This window comes from candidate division WOR-3 bacterium, assembly GCA_016926475.1.
Classification (GTDB): Bacteria; SDB-A; SDB-A; order SDB-A; family SDB-A; genus JAFGIG01.
In genome coordinates this window covers 15,100-31,051 of the sequence record JAFGON010000096.1, presented here as the reverse complement: position 1 = coordinate 31,051, position 15,952 = coordinate 15,100, and the positions used below count along the sequence as shown (strand labels likewise).

The following is a 15,952-nucleotide window of genomic DNA, read 5'->3' as shown; positions in this document are numbered from 1 at the left end:
GAGAGATTATAATTGCTCGGACAGGACAAATCAAGAATGAAAAAATTTTTTATAGACTTCAACGGATGCCACAGAAACCACGTCGATGCGGAATTGGTCTCTTCAAGGCTCATCGAAAACTCTTATCTTGAGACCAATTCCCCAGAGAGCGCTGATATATGCATATTTTTGGGTTGCGGTTTCGTAGAAGAGGCGAGGCGGGAGAGCATAGAGATGATAATTGAGACCCGTCTTTCTATGAAAAAAGAGGCGGTTCTCGTCGTGGGAGGTTGTATTTTCAGAAGGCACGGAGCAGAATTGAAAAAAAACCTTCCCGAAGTCGACATTTGGGTTGAAGGGTCGAATCCCGAATCTTTCGTAAAGGCTTTAAAGACCGGAGAGAGCTCAAGAGACCTTTTACTGCCGTCTCTTGAAGGCAACCGAAACAGGATGGGGTTATTCCATATAGGCTTCGTCAAAATATCCGAGGGTTGTCTCAACAATTGTTCTTTCTGCGCGATTCCCTACATCAGAGGTCTTTTGAGAAGCAGACCCATGGAAAATATAATCGCAGAGGTAGAAAAATTTCAAGATGAAGGTTGCACTGAATTGATTCTCGTCTCTCAGGACGCCACTGCTTACGGAAAAGACCTGAACAGAGGAGAAAGCCTTCTGACGGATTTAATCCGAAAATTGGAAAACACGGTCAACAAAGAAACGAGGTACAGAATACCTTATCTGCACCCAAAGGGATTAGACGACAATTTGATAGACACCATTGGAAATTCAGAGAAAATGGTTAAATGTCTCGACATTCCTGTTCAGCATTTCTCTGACAAAATCCTAAAGAGCATGAACAGAGGTTATTCAGGAGAAAAAATTCTTGATCTGGTTTGCAAGATCAGAAAAAAAATTAACGAGGTCGCTTTAAGGACGACCTTTATGGTCGGTTTTCCAGGAGAAGACGAGGATGATGTTGAATTACTTTTAGATTGCGCGCCCAAGATCAAATTTGAAAGAGCGGGAATTTTTGTATTCAGCCCGGAAGAAAAGACTCCAGCGATAAATTTTGAAAGTCAAATATCAAAAAGCGTGTCGAGAAAAAGGTATTTCAAAGTAAAAAAAGTTCTTGAAGACATAATGCTCGAACAGGACAAAAAAAGGCAGGGTGAAGTGGTCGAGGGAATTATCGACGGATACCTGGGAGATTACGCTGTAGCTAGGACAGACTGGGATATGCCCGATATAGACAAGGCAATTTTCATAAAAGACGGCGAAAGAAAACTTTTCAGCGGAACTTGGTCAAATTTTAAAATCACGAGAGTTACAAAAAACAGAATATATGCCGAAAACACCGAGTAAAAAAATATGTAAGTATTTTTTGATTTCTTTTATTTTCTTTTCCTGTTCCAGAAGAGAAATAAATATCGCCCAAGAGCCTGAAAATTTCGAGTACTTCACTCTTTTCCGAGATTCTTTGGGGGGAGAGATAAACTCCTGGGACACAAAAGGCGATTCGATTCTCATTGTCGGAAACTCGTTGGGCAGGATAACTATGTATTCTCTGGAAAATGGCAGTAGAATTTTCGACACGACATTCCAAAGTTCCGTCTCTGCGATAAATTGCGTAAACGGTGAAATGGTGGTTCTTTTCGAAGACGGTGTCATAAAAATGTTTGACGAAAAATTCGAGATCTTGCAGGAGTTCAAAATTTCAAAGGGCAGATACATGCCTTCTTTTGAGAGCGAATATAAAATATTCTACCAAAAAATTGACGGAATGATCTACATTCTCGACGTCAAGACACTGTTTATTTCAGAAGTCGGTATTACAGACGCCACTGGCATAGGAATGAGAAAACCGGTCAAAAGCATGGGAAAGGTTTTCTTTCTGACGAGGGAAGAACTTTGGTGTCTGGACGAAAATACGGGCAACGTTCTCTGGTTTTCACCATTTGACGAGACAGCTATTCCCAGTGATTTCGACGTCTTCAACGACACGGTTTTCGTCTCTTTTTGTGACGGATCTCTGGTTTCGTTAGAGAGTTTTGACGGAAGAATCCACGACAATAGAAAATTATTCTTAGATATGGGGTTTTTCTTTGACCTGTCCTGTGAAGATGTTTATTATATTGCAGAAAACGGGGATTTAGGAGTATATTTCAGGGTGTCTGACGGTTTCCTTTGGAATCTCAAGACAGAAAATTTGTATTTGGTCAAACCTTTATTAGAAGGGGATTATGTTATATATGCCAGCCTCGACGGCAAGTTTATTGTCGTCGACAGGTGGACGGGAACCTCTAAAATGACGTTTCAAATGGGATTGTCCGGAGTAAAGTATTTTGAAAATTTCGGTAAATTTTTGTTTGCAGTAGGAGAGAAAGGTGTTTTTTGTGTCATCGGGAAAAGGTAGAAGATTTTTTTTATTGTCAGTTTTAACTCTCGTTTCCTGTTCAACTGCCAGGCAGTACGATTTTTCGGTTTACGGTGGAGACAACTTTCATTCTCCCTATAGATCCGAAATTTTCGATCTTGGATTGTTCGAAAAAAGCGATGAACTATTTTTTGACATAAAAACACCCTGTGCCGGAATTTTTTCTTTGGAAGAAAATTTTGTGTGTTTTGGAAACACAGGAGAAGTTTTATCTATTGACTTGGAAAAGTGCAAGATAATCGACAGAGGCAGAATCGGCGGGCAAATATCTTCGGTGATTGAGTCAGGCGGTTTTTTTTACGCTGTCGCTGACAGTTTTTGGCTGGTAAAACTCGACCCGGATTTTAAAGAGGTCTGGAGAAAAGGTCTTGTTTGCCCCATAATTTCTCATCTTGTGATCTATAAAGACTTTCTCGTCGTTTTTTGCGAAAAGGGAATTTACAAAATAACGGTGTCCAATGGCGAAATTTCAGCAGTTTACGAAGGAGCCGATTTCAGGGGGAGCGGAAGAATAGCACCTCTGGTTTTTGACGGTAAAATTTTCGCGCCAGGAGCTGAAGGAAAACTGGTTTGCCTTGATTTTGAAGATTTAGAGTTTCTCTGGAGCTATTTCACGGGAAATTTTTTCCCCATAAGATCGGTTCCGGTAGTTTTCAGATCCAAACCCGCCTTTCTCGACTGTGAAGGCAGTTTTCACATCCTGGACCCCGAGACAGGTTTTTTAGACGGAAAACTTTCGATGCCGCGAATATCATCGCCTTGTTTTGTCGCCGTCAAGGAAAATAAAATAGTGGTCTCCTCCCTTTTTGAGGGTGAAAAGAACTGTTTTCTCTTCGATGCGAAAGAAGGGAGATTGTCCTGGCAAAGAGAAGATCTGTATGGAAAACCTCTGCTTTTTGAAAACGCTATTGTTTTGGCTGGAGATAGTTTTTTATCCGTTGTAGATTACAATGGTGAAACCATGAGAATTTTCACAGACAGTTCGGTCATGTCGGACTTTTTTGTTTTTTCAGGTGTTTTGACTTTTTTTTCGGAAAATGGTCTAAGAATATTCGGAAAGTGAGGACAAATTGCAAAAAAAATACTTGAGTGACAAATCCGTCCTCGAAGGAGATGTCAGGCTTGGCGAAAACGCCAATGTATGGCCGTGCGCGGTCCTGAGAGGGGACATCAACTATATCCAAATAGGCGAGAACACTAATATTCAAGACGGCTGTCTTGTGCATGTAACCCATGAATTGCCTGTTGTTGTCGGGAAAAATGTAACGGTCGGGCATGGTGCAATAATCCACGGATGCGTAATTGGAGACAATATATTGATCGGTATGGGCGCCATAATACTCGACGGCGCAAAAATAAACGACAATTCAATAGTAGCCGCGGGTTCTGTGGTCCTTGAAAATCAGGAAATTCCTAAAAACAGCCTTGTGGCGGGAATTCCGGCAAAGATTAAGAGGCAACTCACCGACAAAGAGGTACAAAAAATAACCGAATCTGCTGTTGAGTACGTAAAATTGGCTAAAAAAAGTTTGGTTGAAATAAGTCTGAAAAGACAGGAGGATTGATGATAAAAAAAATGATGCACGGCAACGAAGCCTGCGCCTACGGCGCTATTATAGCCGGCTGCAGGTTTTTTGCCGGATATCCAATCACGCCCTCGAGCGAAATAGCTGAGGAAATGGCGGTTTTGCTGCCTCAACTCGGGGGTAAATTCATACAGATGGAGGATGAAATAGCCTCTATAGCCGCTGTGATTGGCGCGAGTCTCAACGGGGTGAAGTCTTTAACCGCGACTTCAGGACCTGGTTTCAGCCTAAAGCAGGAAAACATAGGATACGCTTGTAACGCCGAAATTCCATGCGTCATTGTCAACGTTCAGCGCGGAGGACCTTCGACCGGAAGCCCTACGATGCCGTCTCAGGAAGATCTGATGCAGAGCAGATGGGGAACCCATGGAGACCATTTTATAATAGTCCTTTCCCCTTCGAGCGTCCAAGAGACGTTTGACCTGACAGTGAAAGCTTTCAACCTCTCAGAAAAATACAGGTCGCCTGTGATTCTTTTAATGGACGAAATAGTGGGACATATGACCGAAAAAATGGTCCTTCCCGAACCTGGGCAGATTGAAGTGGTTGAAAGAAAGAGGCCTTCCGTCAAGCATGAGAATTTCAGGCCATACGAGGACACCGAGGACGGCGTTCCTCCAATGGCTGATTTCGGAAGCGGGTACAGGCACCACGTCACCGGACTCATGCACGATGAGACGGGTTTTCCGACAAACGACAACGAAAAGATCAAAGCCCTGAAAGACAGATGGCGTAAAAAATTCGACCTGGCCAGAAACTCAACAGTCATGACGGAACTTATAGACGTTAAAGACGCGGAATACTTGATATTTTCTTTCGGCAGTTCGGCGAGGTGTTCGAGAAAAGCTTTGAAAATGGCGAGAGAACAGGGATTTAAGGTCGGATTGATGAAAGCGCTGACCCTTTGGCCTTTTCCCGACAAAGAAATTTTCGCTCTGACTGAAAACCTAAAGGGAATAATCGTAGCGGAAATGAACATGGGGCAGGCGCTTCACGAAGTCGAAAATGCCGTCTCCGGAAGGGTAAAAGTTTTGGGAGCGAACAGATACGACGGCGAATCCATGCATCCTGAGGATATATTGAAAGTTCTTAAAAAATTTTAAAAGGGGACTTGAAATGTCTTTTAGATACGAAATACGTTTAAGCGGAGCAGGAGGGCAGGGCCTTATCTTGATAGGCAAAATATTGGCCGAGGCGGCCGCTATATTTTCCGACCTCAACGCGACACAAAGTCAATCATACGGCCCCGAATCAAGGGGCGGAGCGAGCAGAAGCGAAGTGATAATTTCCGACGAAGACATAGATTACCCTAAAGCGGGACAAGTTGATTTTCTTTTAGCGATGACACAAGAAGCTTTTGACAAGTATTCGGATATGACAAAAAAAGGCGGCGTAGTTTTATACGACAAAGAACTCGTCCATTCTCCGAGAGAAATCGAAGGCGTGAGGTTTTTTTCATCCGATATCACCGACATTGCTATCAACGAACTCAAAAAACCCATTGTCGCAAACATGATAGCCCTTGGGCTTGTCATAAACATATCGAATATTCTAACGGTAGATTCCGTGAAAGAAGCCATAAAGTCAAGGGTTCCAAAAGGCACAGAAGACCTGAATTTGCAGGCGTTTGAAATAGGTTACGAAAAAGGCAAACAAATACAGGGACTTTGAAAAGCACCGAGCACAAGTTACTCACTCCTCTTCAGAGGAATTTAATTGAAATTTCCGAATGGGGAAACCACATGCGGAAATACGCCTATTTCATCGAGAGCTATTATGATTCGCTCGTTGAAGTACTCAACAAAAACAACCTTTCAGACAAAATTCATTTTTCGCACAGCCTTCCCGATTTCGACAAGCAGTTGTCCAGGGAGATGTCGCTGTTATCAGGTCTGGATGTCGAGTATGAGGACAAACTAAAATACCTTGGCACCTATTATTCCATGAAACTTGTGGAACTCAACGTCACGATGATTGATTACATGAAGCCTGAAGTCATCAAATCAGACCCTCTAAAAGTTTACATGAACTTCATGAGGGAAATAGGATGGAAATTCAGGTCTTTGACATCGATATTTCTGGAAAACCTCGTGCCCATACTCTCAAGAGGTTTGAATACCCCCCAATTCATCATAGCGAGCGTAGGAACCCGAACAGATTTGGACGACATAGATGTAGCGGTGATTACTGTTGAAGAGGAAACGAGAGATTTGGACAAGCTGTTGAGCCGAATAAACAAAATCCTGACTAAATACGGAACCCCAATGCACTTTCATCTTGCCGAGAGCATAAACAACAACAAATACAGCGCTACAGTTGATGAATTCGCCGATTTCGCGATTGAGAATATTTCCAATTTCGTTTTTATCACCGAGATCATTGGCGCGAAGAAGATTTACGGACCCAAAGAAATAATGGATAGTTTTGAAAACGCTGTCCAGAGGCTGTTTTACCAGGATTACACGTCCGACATCAGATTTCACGAAGCTTATCTGAGAATGATACTCGGAGAGATAAGGCTTTATTTAAACAGACCGATAGAATCTCAATATATCAATCCGAAAAACGACGCCCTGAGAATGATAAAAGCCCTGTTATCCATTCAAAAGACAAGATACGGAGTTTTCAAAAAAAATCCATGGGCGGTTCTCGACAAACTGAAATATCTGGATTCGAAGAACTGGGACATATACAAAGCAATTGGAGAAAGCCTTGCTTTTATTGAGACTTTTCGGTTTCTTTTTATGCTCTACGGGACACAGGAAGAGCAGATATACCTCGACCTACCGGAAAACATAAGGACGATAAACCAGGTGTCCACGGCGATGGGAATAGGTTCAATAGGAGCGGTTTCTAAACAGGAGCATATCCTCATAAGATACTACGACCACTTGAGAAGGGTAAAAAAAATAGTCCAGCTTATGCTCGAAGACTGTCGTGAATACCTGAAGAGAATAACGTTGGTCAACGAAATCCTCTCCGAGAACAGAGGCAACCTCGCCGTGAATTTCGCCAAAAACTCCGGCATTTATAAAAGCTCGGATTTCTGGGACGACATACTCGAATCTTTTGCCTCGGATGATTATAAACTTCTAAAAGTATTCACAAAGGATTACCTGGCGTTGAACGAGAGGTTGAGAAAGGTTATTCTTAAGGGCCTTTTCTCCCATGTAGAATATACTTTTGACGGACTCGTCTCTTTTATCATCATGCTGGAAAAATTGCCCGATGATGAAGAGTTCCACAGAGTTGCGGAAGAATTTTTGGGCTTTCTCATGGAATGTTTGGACAGAAACCCGGACCTTCTATTTTCACTCGTAGGATTTTTCGAAAAGGACAACATCGGTTTTTGCAGACTTCTTGAAAACATAGACAGAGAAAGCTTAAGGAAAATCCAAAAATCATTTTCAGAACTAAAGGAAGACTTTTCCGAGAGGAAACTTAAAAAATCTAAAAATGAGAATTTTAAAAACATCCTAACCGTGTATTCCGAGGGCAGCAGGTATTTTCGGAAATATTTCCAGAGAATAATTCTATCCGATCCATGGATAGTAAAGCTTATTGAATCAGAAGAAAAAATCGAGGACATCTGCTCGGGAATTTTCGCCGATATTTTCAGAACTGTAAACAGACAGCTACAGAAATCACTTTTGACGAGATTTTATATTTTGAAATTTTTAAACATTGGACTTGAAGGTATTCTGGGCAAACCTTTCGACGAAATCTCCGGAAGTTTTATGGATTTAAACGACGACTACCTGACGACGCTTTTCGATATTTGTTCACTCGAGATGGAAGAACAAAAATCGATCCGACTTCGAGACGACGACAAATTCATGCTGCTGGTCGCAGGTAGCATGGCTCGGGGCAGTTCTTTCAACGACGATATAGATTTGGTCGCAGTATTTGGCTCGGAAGATTTGAAGACATTCTCAACCTACAACAAGATACTTTCAAAAATGAGCCGGGAAATTGTGAGGACTGGAACGCTTCCGCAGTTCAGGTTAGCCGACCATTTCGGCACATACGTTACCAAACTGAACGATTTAAAAAATCTTTTCGCGGATGATTCATCGGAAAATTTCATCGAGAAATCCCAGATTCTGGAATCCAAATTTCTGGTTGGATCCGAAAGTTTTCTCCAAAAATTCAAGAATGAATTCATAGAAAACCAGATTTTTTCAAACTGGGAAATTTTTGCCCGTAATATGATAGAAGAGATTCGGAATCGTCACGCTGACAATTCCAATTTTATATACAACGTCAAAGAAAGCCCCGGGGGAATAAAGGACATAGAAATGGTTGTGCTCGTTTTAAAAGCCAAACATCGTGTGACATTTAAGTTCGGCGACGAGCTTCTCGAAGATTTACGCCAAAAAATCCCTGGTTACGCCGGCGAATTAGACCTCGCCTTTATGCACCTAAAACAGCTCAGAGAGATAAGGCAGTGCATGCGTTTGACGGTAGCCAAGACGAATATTGTTGATGTCGCTGAGATTTTCAGGAATTTTAAAGCTTCGATCATACCCTACCATGGGAAATCTTGGTCTGATTTTGACGAGTTCTACAGAGATATAATGGTGAAATCAAAAAATAATATCGCTAAATTGGTTCAATCCGTATTTGTTTAGGAGGTCGAGTTTGCAGGGAAAAAAATTTATTGTCACGGTTGATGAAAAACTTTGCAAGGGATGCGAAAATTGCGTTCTTGCCTGCCCAAAAAAAGTCCTTGAACTCAATTCAAGACAAAAAGCTTTCGGAGCGAGACCTGATGACTGCATAGGATGCTTGAGGTGCGAATATGTCTGTCCGGATTTCGCTGTCACTGTAACGGAAATAAAAGGAGAAGAAGCATGACGACAGAAATTGTCCTCTCATATTTGAGGAAAGACAAACTCCCTCATATATGGTGTCCAGGATGCGGCCACGGTATAATTTTGGGCTCTCTTTTAAGGGCAATACACAAAACCGGATGGAATAAAGACGACATAACGCTGGTTTCCGGCATAGGTTGCTCCAGCAGGACACCCGGTTATGTTGATTTCAACACTCTTCACACAACCCATGGCAGATCTTTGGCTTTTGCGTGCGGCATAAAGTTTTCAAATCCAAAGATGAACGTCATATCTGTCATGGGAGATGGAGACGCTGTAGCCATTGGGGGAAATCACTTTATACACGCGTCGAGAAGAAACCTCAACATAACCGCCCTGATCTTCAACAACTACATATACGGCATGACAGGAGGACAATTCTCTCCTACGACGCCTGGAAAAGCGATAGCTTCTACTACACCCTACGGAAACATAGACAATAATTTCGACATTGCAGCTCTGGCGATTGGCGCCGGAGCAGGTTTTGTCGCCAGAAGTTCGGCTGTTCATGTCCCTGGCCTGGACGACATAATATATCAGGCGCTGAACTACGAGGGGTTTTCGGTCGTAGAAATTTTAAGTTTTTGCCATGTACAATACGGAAAACGAAACAAGCTCAAAACCCCTTACAGCATGATGGACTGGCTTAGAAAGAGGATGGTCCCAATAAAAGCATACGATGCGCTCGACGAAGAGGCAAAAAAGGAAAAAATTCCTATGGGGATATTCAAGAACATACCCTCCGAAGAGTATTCAGATAAATATAAAAAGCTAATTATTGAACCAAATAAATCAAAAAACAGCATATTGAAAGATTATTGCAAAGCAAAACTTTATGATTTATAATTCAAATCATTTAAAATTGCTAATTACTGGTGCTGATGGTTTTGTCGGTGGGCTCGTGGCAAAAAAATTGGCGGTTGATAAAAAATACAAAGTGTTCGGGACGACATACAGCGATTTGATTGAAGGAGTTGAAGGGGTTCAATTCCAAAAATGCGACATCACCGATTTTGAAAGCGTCAAAACTCTTGTAGATTTTGTGAAGCCGGATTTGATATACCATTTTGCCGCGCAGTCGAGCGCGGGTTACTCATTCAAGAATCCAGTTGAGACTTTTAAGGTCAACTTCATGGGGACAGTCAATTTTCTGGAAGCTGCCAGGGATAACGGGGTGAAATTCTTTTTTATATCTTCGTCGGAGGTCTACGGTGACACCGGAAATGAAAAAGCTAAAGAAGAGGACCCCAAAAAGCCTTTGAGCCCTTACGGCGCAAGTAAAGCAGCGGCTGAAGAAGCGGTTTTGCAATACTTTAGGACATACGGGGTTGAATGCTGCGTGATAAGGCCTTTCCCTCAAATTGGAAGGGGGCAAAACAGCAGGTTTTTTATACCTTCTGTTGCCAAGCAGATAATGGAAATTAAAAAAGGTTCCAGAAAGCCGGTCATTAAGACAGGCAATTTAAAACCAAAACGCACATACATCACCGCGGAAGACGCCCTTACGTTCTATATCCGATTGATTGACAAAGCCGAGAGCGGAGAAATCTACAACCTTGCCGGGAAATCAGATTTAGACCTGCGTCAGATATTACTCATGATGGTGGAAAAGGCGGGGGTCAAAGCCCAAATCGAGCAGGACGAATCCTTTTTCAGGGCTTCGGATCCCAATTTTCAACTGGGCTCCTCGGAAAAAATTGAACAATTGACGGGATTCAGAGCTGAAAAGAAAATTGAAGAAGAATTGAAACTGATACTGGAAGATTACAGATGAAAATACTCCTCATAAACTGGTGCGACAGAAAAAACCCCCTCGGCGGAGGGGCTGAAGTTCATTTAGAAGAAATTTTTTCGAGAATATCTCGAATGGGAAACGAAGTCTATCTTCTCTGCTCAAATTTCGAAGGCGCCAAAAGAGAAGAAACTATAGACGGAATCGATATCATCAGAACAGGGAAAAGAGCTACCTTTAACTTCGACGCGAGAGATTTCTACATAAAAAACCTCAGGCACGAACATTTTGACATTGTAGTCGAAGATATAAACAAAATACCTTTTTACGCCCCTCTTTGGGTGAAGTCGCCTGTTTTGCCTGTGATACCGCATCTTTTCGGAACCACTGTATTCCGAGAAGCCCCTTTTCCGCTCGCTTTGTATGTGTATTTGTGGGAAAAGCCTCTGTTAAAATTTTACAGAGACCATGAAATGGAAGTGATTTCAGAGTCAACGAAAGAAGATCTCGTCAAGAGAGGTTTTGTGAAAGATAAAATACACGTTATCCACTGCGGAATCGACAGGTCTGTCTATAACCCGGGCGGCGAAAAGAGCGCGATTCCCCTATTGGTCTACGTCGGAAGGGTGAAGAAGTATAAAAGAGTAGATTTGCCCCTAAAAGCCCTGAAAGAGTTGAAAAGAGATTTTCCGGGGATAAAGCTGGTTATTGTGGGCGACGGAGACGCCTTAACGGGTTTGAAAAAAATCGCTTCGAAAATGCTGAACCCCGAGGATTATGAATTTAAAGGTTTTGTGTCCCTTGAAGAAAAGGTCTATTGGATGAGAAAAGCGAATATAGTAGTCAACACTTCTGAAAAGGAGGGCTGGGGATTGACGGGGGTCGAAGCCAACGCATGCGGAACGGCGGTCGTCGCTTCCGACTCTCCGGGAATCAAAGATTCGATAATAGACGGTATTTCTGGAATCCTTGTCAGGCATGGTGATTTAGATGATCTGACAAAGGCGGTATCAAATCTTCTAAAAGACGTAGAACAAAGAAAAAAAATCGAAACGGGGGCCATTGAAAGGGTAAAAGATTTGACGTGGGAAAACGCGGCGGAAAAAACGTATCAACTCATGGAAAGAATCCTCAAATGAAAAGCAGATATAAAAATTTTATTTTTTTCCTTTTAAAGATGTTTTTTTCGATTGTAATACTTTTCGTCGTTTTTTACAAAGTTCAAAAAGACCAGGGCGCCATTTGGGCAGAGTCCCATGGAGGGGAGAACCTTTGGCTGGGAATGCTCGGTCTTGTGCTTTCGAGCAATCTTTTTTTCGTAGCCGCCGCTGTCATAGCGAACATAACAGCGATTATGCAGTCTGTCGAGAGATGGCACCTGCTTTTGACCTCGCATGGAAACAAAATAAAATTTTTTACGACTATTAAAATTCAGTTCATAGGCTACCTCTACAACAATATACTTCCGGCATCTATAGGCATGGACGCAATAAGAGGCGCTTATGCCTTTTCAATCACAAAAAAGAAAGGAGAGGTTTTCAGTTCCCTCCTCGCCGACCGTTTTTTCGGGTTGATAGGAATGATACTCCTCGGAATAGTTTGTTTTCCACTCTATATGGGAGTGAAGCACTCTTTTTTGATTTTCTGCGTGGAACTTTCGATTTTGGTCTTCATGGTGGTTTTCCTGGTACTGTTTTCAAATCGAAGATTTTTTGAATTCATAACTTTCAACGTTAAGAAAATGCGTTTTCTGAAAATTGGTTCAAGAATTGTCACTCTGTATGAAGCCTTTAAAAGCTACATGGACAGGCCTTCAACGGCTTTCAAGGCGGTCTTTTTTTCAATGCTCCTTCAGTTTTTTTTGACGCTGAATATGTATTTTCTCGCCAGAGCTCTGAACCTTGACGGAGTCTCGTTCACATCTCTTCTCGGATACCTTCCTTTTATCAACGTTGTGTCAATGATACCAACGCCGGGAGGACTAGGACCAAGAGAAGCTTCTGTGGTACTTTTGCTCGGCAACACTGGCTGTTCGTCTGCCGAAGCTCTGACCCTGTCGCTTTTTTATTACATAGTTTCGCTTTTTGTCAGCCTCAGCGGCTTGATTTTTTTGCCTATGATGAAGTTCGGAAGAGGAGGAATCGATGAGATATGATTATACTGCGATCATTCCAGCCTGCGACGAAGAGAACAACATCCCTGAACTTGTGTCTTCTCTGAAATTCCTGAAGGGAAAAAGCCGTTTTAACTTTGAGGTCGTCATCGTCGACGACGGCAGCAAAGACGGGACAGGAAAAGTTTTAAAAGAGCTGACAAAGGATGATGAATGGATTACAACCATAAAACATCCCCGAAGGTTGGGAATAACGAAATCTCTTGAAACAGGGCATGAAGCGGCGAGATCAGACGTTTTTGTCTTTTTTCCCGCCGACCTTCAATTCGAAGTGGATGACATTGAAAGACTCGCGGGACCCGTGGTAAACGGCGAGTACGACGTCGTCACAGGGAAAAAAATAGGTAAGTATGAGAAAAGATTCGTTTCAAATATCTACAATTCTTTAGGAAAATTTCTTTTCAGAATACCGGTAAAAGACATGAATTCGATAAAAGCGTACAACAGGAAATCAATCGTTTCCGTCCCTTTGAGAAAAGAATGGCACAGGTATATTGTAATTCTCGCCTATGAATCCGGCGCGGCGATAGGGGAGATTGACGTCAATTTACATCCGAGAAAGAGCGGTAAGTCAAAATTCACAGCGATGAGAATACCTATAGGTATTCTCGACCTCCTGGGCGTTTTTTCCGAAATAAGAATTATGAAAAAACCAATGCTCGTCTTCGGGACAGTTGGGTTGTTGTCCATGGCATTCGGAGGTGTTGTCGCTTTTTTGGCTCTCGTGCTCAGGTTGCTCTCCCACGGTTACAGGCCTCTTTTATATCTCGTCATTCTTCTTGTCCTGGGAGGATTTCTTTCATTCATGCTCGGAATTGTCGGTGAAAAATTGGCGGGAATATCAAAACAGCAGGAGATGATACTCAAAAGGATTTATAAGATTGAAAACAAGGAAAGGGAATATCCTTGTGGAGATAAATCCGATACCTGAAAATTGCTAAAACCGATCTTTCGGTTTCAAACCCCAAAAAATTTTCCGGTCTTTATTTTGACTTCAACGGGAGCGATTGATGAAGCTTTTGCGCCGTTGAAAATTTTTTGTGGATTTTCTCCAGTTAAATAGTAAAACTCCTTTTCTCCGATAATTTTTTTCGCCGTCTCCAATTCCTCTGCGAGTGTGCGGTTCCAGCGGTTTAAACCGTGTGAATCAGTAGCCAAAAAATGGCTAAGACCTGCTTGAAGAATCTTTTTGCATCTGTTCTCGGCCTCAAAGCCGTATTTTCCGGAAAGAGCCCCGAGGTTCAGCTGGACAAGCGTCCCGTTGAGTACCAATTTTTCGAGGTTTTTCAGAGCAAGGTAGGGATATCGGCAGGGATGGGCGAGGATTACTCCAAGTCCGTGAGTCTCTGCGCTAAACCTGAAATTTTCAAACCGCTGTGGAATCCCGAGAAAGCCGAATTCTACGAGTATGTATTTTGAATCACCGAGGGTCAAGCCAAGGTGAAAAGAGGGTTCAAACGAAACCGAATCGTCATAATAAATTTCAGCTCCAGGCATAACTTCTATTTTGACACCTTTTTCCGAAAAGTTTTTCGAGGCTTTTTCAGTAAGTGATTTTATTAAAGATGAGTCAAAACCATTATTGTAACAATGAGGTGTCGCGACTATTTTTTTAAAACCCAAGTCCTGCATTTCACGTGCGAGATCCATGGTCTCATCCCAATTAGAGGATCCGTCGTCGACGCCTGGAAGAAGGTGACAGTGAATGTCAACCATACGCAATTTCGCCGTCTATAAAGACTTTTTCTACTCTAACTTCGTCGAGGTTGTCCTGGTCGGGTATGACCGACAATACTATCAAGTCAGCTCGATAGCCTTTGGCAATTTCACCTCTGTCCAGATCTTCCAGAGATTGTGCGGAGTGTAAGGTGTAGTACTCTATGGCTTCTTTGGTTGTGATTCTCTGAGATTCAAGCCATGCGTTCACCGTTCCTTTTATCCCCCAGAATGGACCCGGGGGCATCGTGTCTGAGCCGAAACATATCCTGCCGCCCAGGTTTTGAATCATGGATATCGGGTTGTTGTTTCGGTAAACGTCTTGGGGAATGCAATTTTCGTAGAGTCCACCGGGACCTGACCAAGCCCTGATAAAATTGGGCTGCATGCTCAGAAAAATTCCGAGGTCTGACGCTCTTTTTATATCGTCTAAACGGGGGAGTTCAAAATGTTCTATACGGAAATGCTTTCTGTCCTCGGGGTTGAAATTTTCATAAACATCGAGAATCTGTCTTATAGCTCTGTCTCCAATGGCGTGCGACCAGACCATTTTACCATGGTCGAGGGCTTTGATGACGTAGGAATTAATATTTTCACTGTCCATAAGCAAAAAACCCGAGTTTTCGTCGTCGGTCCATTTAAAAGAAACCGCCGCGGTCCGAGCGCCTATGGATCCATCCAAAAAAATCTTCAGAGCTATTATTTCGTCGATTTCGCCTTTATTTTTAAGGCAATCGTCGAAATTTTTTTCAACAGCGGCAAACCTGAATTTCATTTTCAGCCCGTCGAGGTTGAGGATTTTCCTTCTGGAGGAGTTGGAAGTTATTTCGCCCACCGAAGTGACCCCAAAAGAATGGTATTTTTTAACAGCGTTTTTCAGGGCTGATTCTAAAAGTTTTTCTCCTGGAGGGAAAATTTCGTTGATCCTCAAAACGGGAATTTCTTTTAAAACGCCGCTTTTTCTGTCTATCATCTCCGGCGAGAAATTTTGGTAATCGGATTTTTTTGAATCGATATAAGCAAGTGCTGAAGTGTTCGCGACTGCTAAGTGTCCGCATATTCTTCTCGCGACAAGCGGTTTTTTTGGTGAAATTGAATCGAGTTCATTTTTGCTGAATCCGGCCTTTTCGCTCCAAAAACTTTCGTCGTAGTCGCAGGCGACGAAATGTTCGAAAGAAGGATTTTTGGACATGAAATCCGATATTATCTGCAGGGATTCTTCCTTGCTTTGGGCGTCGCCCAGGTGCGGTCCAGAGAGCGATAACCCCCACTGGTTAAGGTGTGTATGACAATCCGTGAAACCTGGTAGCAAAGGCTTTCCGGATAGGTCTATTACTTCGGCGTTTTGAATTATTCCCGGGTTTTCTAACGCTTTAATGGTTCCATTTTCAATCATCACGTCTTTTTTTTCATAATTTGGATACAAAAGGCAGTTTTTTAAAACAAATCTTTTCAAAT

General features: G+C 42.4%; 15 protein-coding genes. 13 read left to right on the top strand and 2 right to left on the bottom strand.

Annotated elements, in window-relative coordinates; genetic code table 11:
• Window positions 1–36: 36 nt before the first annotated feature.
• The 13 genes from JXA84_09645 to JXA84_09585 all read left to right on the top strand — a co-directional run bounded on the left by JXA84_09645 (window position 37) and on the right by JXA84_09585 (window position 13,709).
• On the top strand, window positions 37–1,341 hold the full coding sequence (locus JXA84_09645; protein MBN1151468.1) for a MiaB/RimO family radical SAM methylthiotransferase: 1,305 nt from the start codon (window positions 37–39) through the stop codon (window positions 1,339–1,341).
• 115 nt (window positions 1,342–1,456) lie between these two features.
• Window positions 1,457–2,392, top strand: coding sequence for a PQQ-like beta-propeller repeat protein (locus tag JXA84_09640; protein ID MBN1151467.1), 936 nt, complete (start codon window positions 1,457–1,459; stop codon window positions 2,390–2,392).
• Window positions 2,364–3,476: a hypothetical protein gene (locus JXA84_09635; GenBank protein MBN1151466.1), complete on the top strand. Its 1,113-nt coding sequence runs from the start codon at window positions 2,364–2,366 to the stop codon at window positions 3,474–3,476. The genes JXA84_09640 and JXA84_09635 overlap by 29 nt, the downstream gene beginning before the upstream one ends.
• A gap of 7 nt (window positions 3,477–3,483) precedes the next feature.
• A complete protein-coding gene (locus JXA84_09630; GenBank protein MBN1151465.1) occupies window positions 3,484–3,978 on the top strand; it encodes a gamma carbonic anhydrase family protein in 495 nt (164 codons plus the stop codon).
• A complete protein-coding gene (locus tag JXA84_09625) occupies window positions 3,978–5,102 on the top strand; it encodes a 2-oxoacid:acceptor oxidoreductase subunit alpha (GenBank protein MBN1151464.1) in 1,125 nt (374 codons plus the stop codon). Before JXA84_09630 ends, JXA84_09625 begins: the two co-directional genes overlap by 1 nt.
• A 13-nt stretch (window positions 5,103–5,115) precedes the next feature.
• Window positions 5,116–5,670, top strand: coding sequence for a 2-oxoacid:acceptor oxidoreductase family protein (locus JXA84_09620; protein MBN1151463.1), 555 nt, complete (start codon window positions 5,116–5,118; stop codon window positions 5,668–5,670).
• Entirely contained in the window at window positions 5,667–8,630 is a 2,964-nt protein-coding gene (locus JXA84_09615; GenBank protein ID MBN1151462.1) for a hypothetical protein, read from the top strand. The genes JXA84_09620 and JXA84_09615 overlap by 4 nt, the downstream gene beginning before the upstream one ends.
• A gap of 10 nt (window positions 8,631–8,640) precedes the next feature.
• Window positions 8,641–8,856 carry a 4Fe-4S binding protein gene (locus JXA84_09610; GenBank protein MBN1151461.1) on the top strand — a complete coding sequence of 72 codons (216 nt, stop codon included), beginning with the start codon at window positions 8,641–8,643 and terminating at the stop codon, window positions 8,854–8,856.
• Window positions 8,853–9,719 (top strand): 2-oxoacid:ferredoxin oxidoreductase subunit beta, encoded by an 867-nt coding sequence (locus tag JXA84_09605; GenBank protein ID MBN1151460.1) that lies wholly within the window; start codon window positions 8,853–8,855, stop codon window positions 9,717–9,719. The genes JXA84_09610 and JXA84_09605 overlap by 4 nt, the downstream gene beginning before the upstream one ends.
• Before the next feature lie 55 nt (window positions 9,720–9,774).
• The gene (locus tag JXA84_09600) at window positions 9,775–10,647 is read left to right on the top strand and encodes a GDP-mannose 4,6-dehydratase (GenBank protein MBN1151459.1); all 873 of its coding nucleotides are present in this window, start codon (window positions 9,775–9,777) and stop codon (window positions 10,645–10,647) included.
• Window positions 10,644–11,744, top strand: coding sequence for a glycosyltransferase family 4 protein (locus tag JXA84_09595; protein MBN1151458.1), 1,101 nt, complete (start codon window positions 10,644–10,646; stop codon window positions 11,742–11,744). The genes JXA84_09600 and JXA84_09595 overlap by 4 nt, the downstream gene beginning before the upstream one ends.
• 38 nt (window positions 11,745–11,782) lie before the next feature.
• Window positions 11,783–12,760: a flippase-like domain-containing protein gene (locus tag JXA84_09590; protein MBN1151457.1), complete on the top strand. Its 978-nt coding sequence runs from the start codon at window positions 11,783–11,785 to the stop codon at window positions 12,758–12,760.
• On the top strand, window positions 12,750–13,709 hold the full coding sequence (locus JXA84_09585; protein ID MBN1151456.1) for a glycosyltransferase family 2 protein: 960 nt from the start codon (window positions 12,750–12,752) through the stop codon (window positions 13,707–13,709). The genes JXA84_09590 and JXA84_09585 overlap by 11 nt, the downstream gene beginning before the upstream one ends.
• Before the next feature lie 26 nt (window positions 13,710–13,735).
• On the opposite strand, the gene JXA84_09580 is transcribed toward JXA84_09585, so the two are convergent.
• Entirely contained in the window at window positions 13,736–14,494 is a 759-nt protein-coding gene (locus tag JXA84_09580) for a hypothetical protein (GenBank protein ID MBN1151455.1), read from the bottom strand.
• Window positions 14,487–15,950 carry an amidohydrolase family protein gene (locus JXA84_09575; GenBank protein ID MBN1151454.1) on the bottom strand — a complete coding sequence of 488 codons (1,464 nt, stop codon included), beginning with the start codon at window positions 15,948–15,950 and terminating at the stop codon, window positions 14,487–14,489. Before JXA84_09575 ends, JXA84_09580 begins: the two co-directional genes overlap by 8 nt.
• Window positions 15,951–15,952: the final 2 nt, after the last annotated feature.

Excerpts from the sequence above, each read along its gene's own strand:
- JXA84_09605 (MBN1151460.1), top strand. The coding sequence starts at position 8,853 with ATGACGACAGAAATTGTCCTCTCATATTTGAGGAAAGACAAACTCCCT.
- JXA84_09620 (MBN1151463.1), top strand. The coding sequence starts at position 5,116 with ATGTCTTTTAGATACGAAATACGTTTAAGCGGAGCAGGAGGGCAGGGC.
- JXA84_09585 (MBN1151456.1), top strand. The coding sequence starts at position 12,750 with ATGAGATATGATTATACTGCGATCATTCCAGCCTGCGACGAAGAGAAC.
- JXA84_09645 (MBN1151468.1), top strand. The coding sequence starts at position 37 with ATGAAAAAATTTTTTATAGACTTCAACGGATGCCACAGAAACCACGTC.
- JXA84_09595 (MBN1151458.1), top strand. The coding sequence starts at position 10,644 with ATGAAAATACTCCTCATAAACTGGTGCGACAGAAAAAACCCCCTCGGC.
- JXA84_09580 (MBN1151455.1), bottom strand. The coding sequence starts at position 14,494 with ATGGTTGACATTCACTGTCACCTTCTTCCAGGCGTCGACGACGGATCC.
- JXA84_09625 (MBN1151464.1), top strand. The coding sequence starts at position 3,978 with ATGATAAAAAAAATGATGCACGGCAACGAAGCCTGCGCCTACGGCGCT.
- JXA84_09590 (MBN1151457.1), top strand. The coding sequence starts at position 11,783 with ATGTTTTTTTCGATTGTAATACTTTTCGTCGTTTTTTACAAAGTTCAA.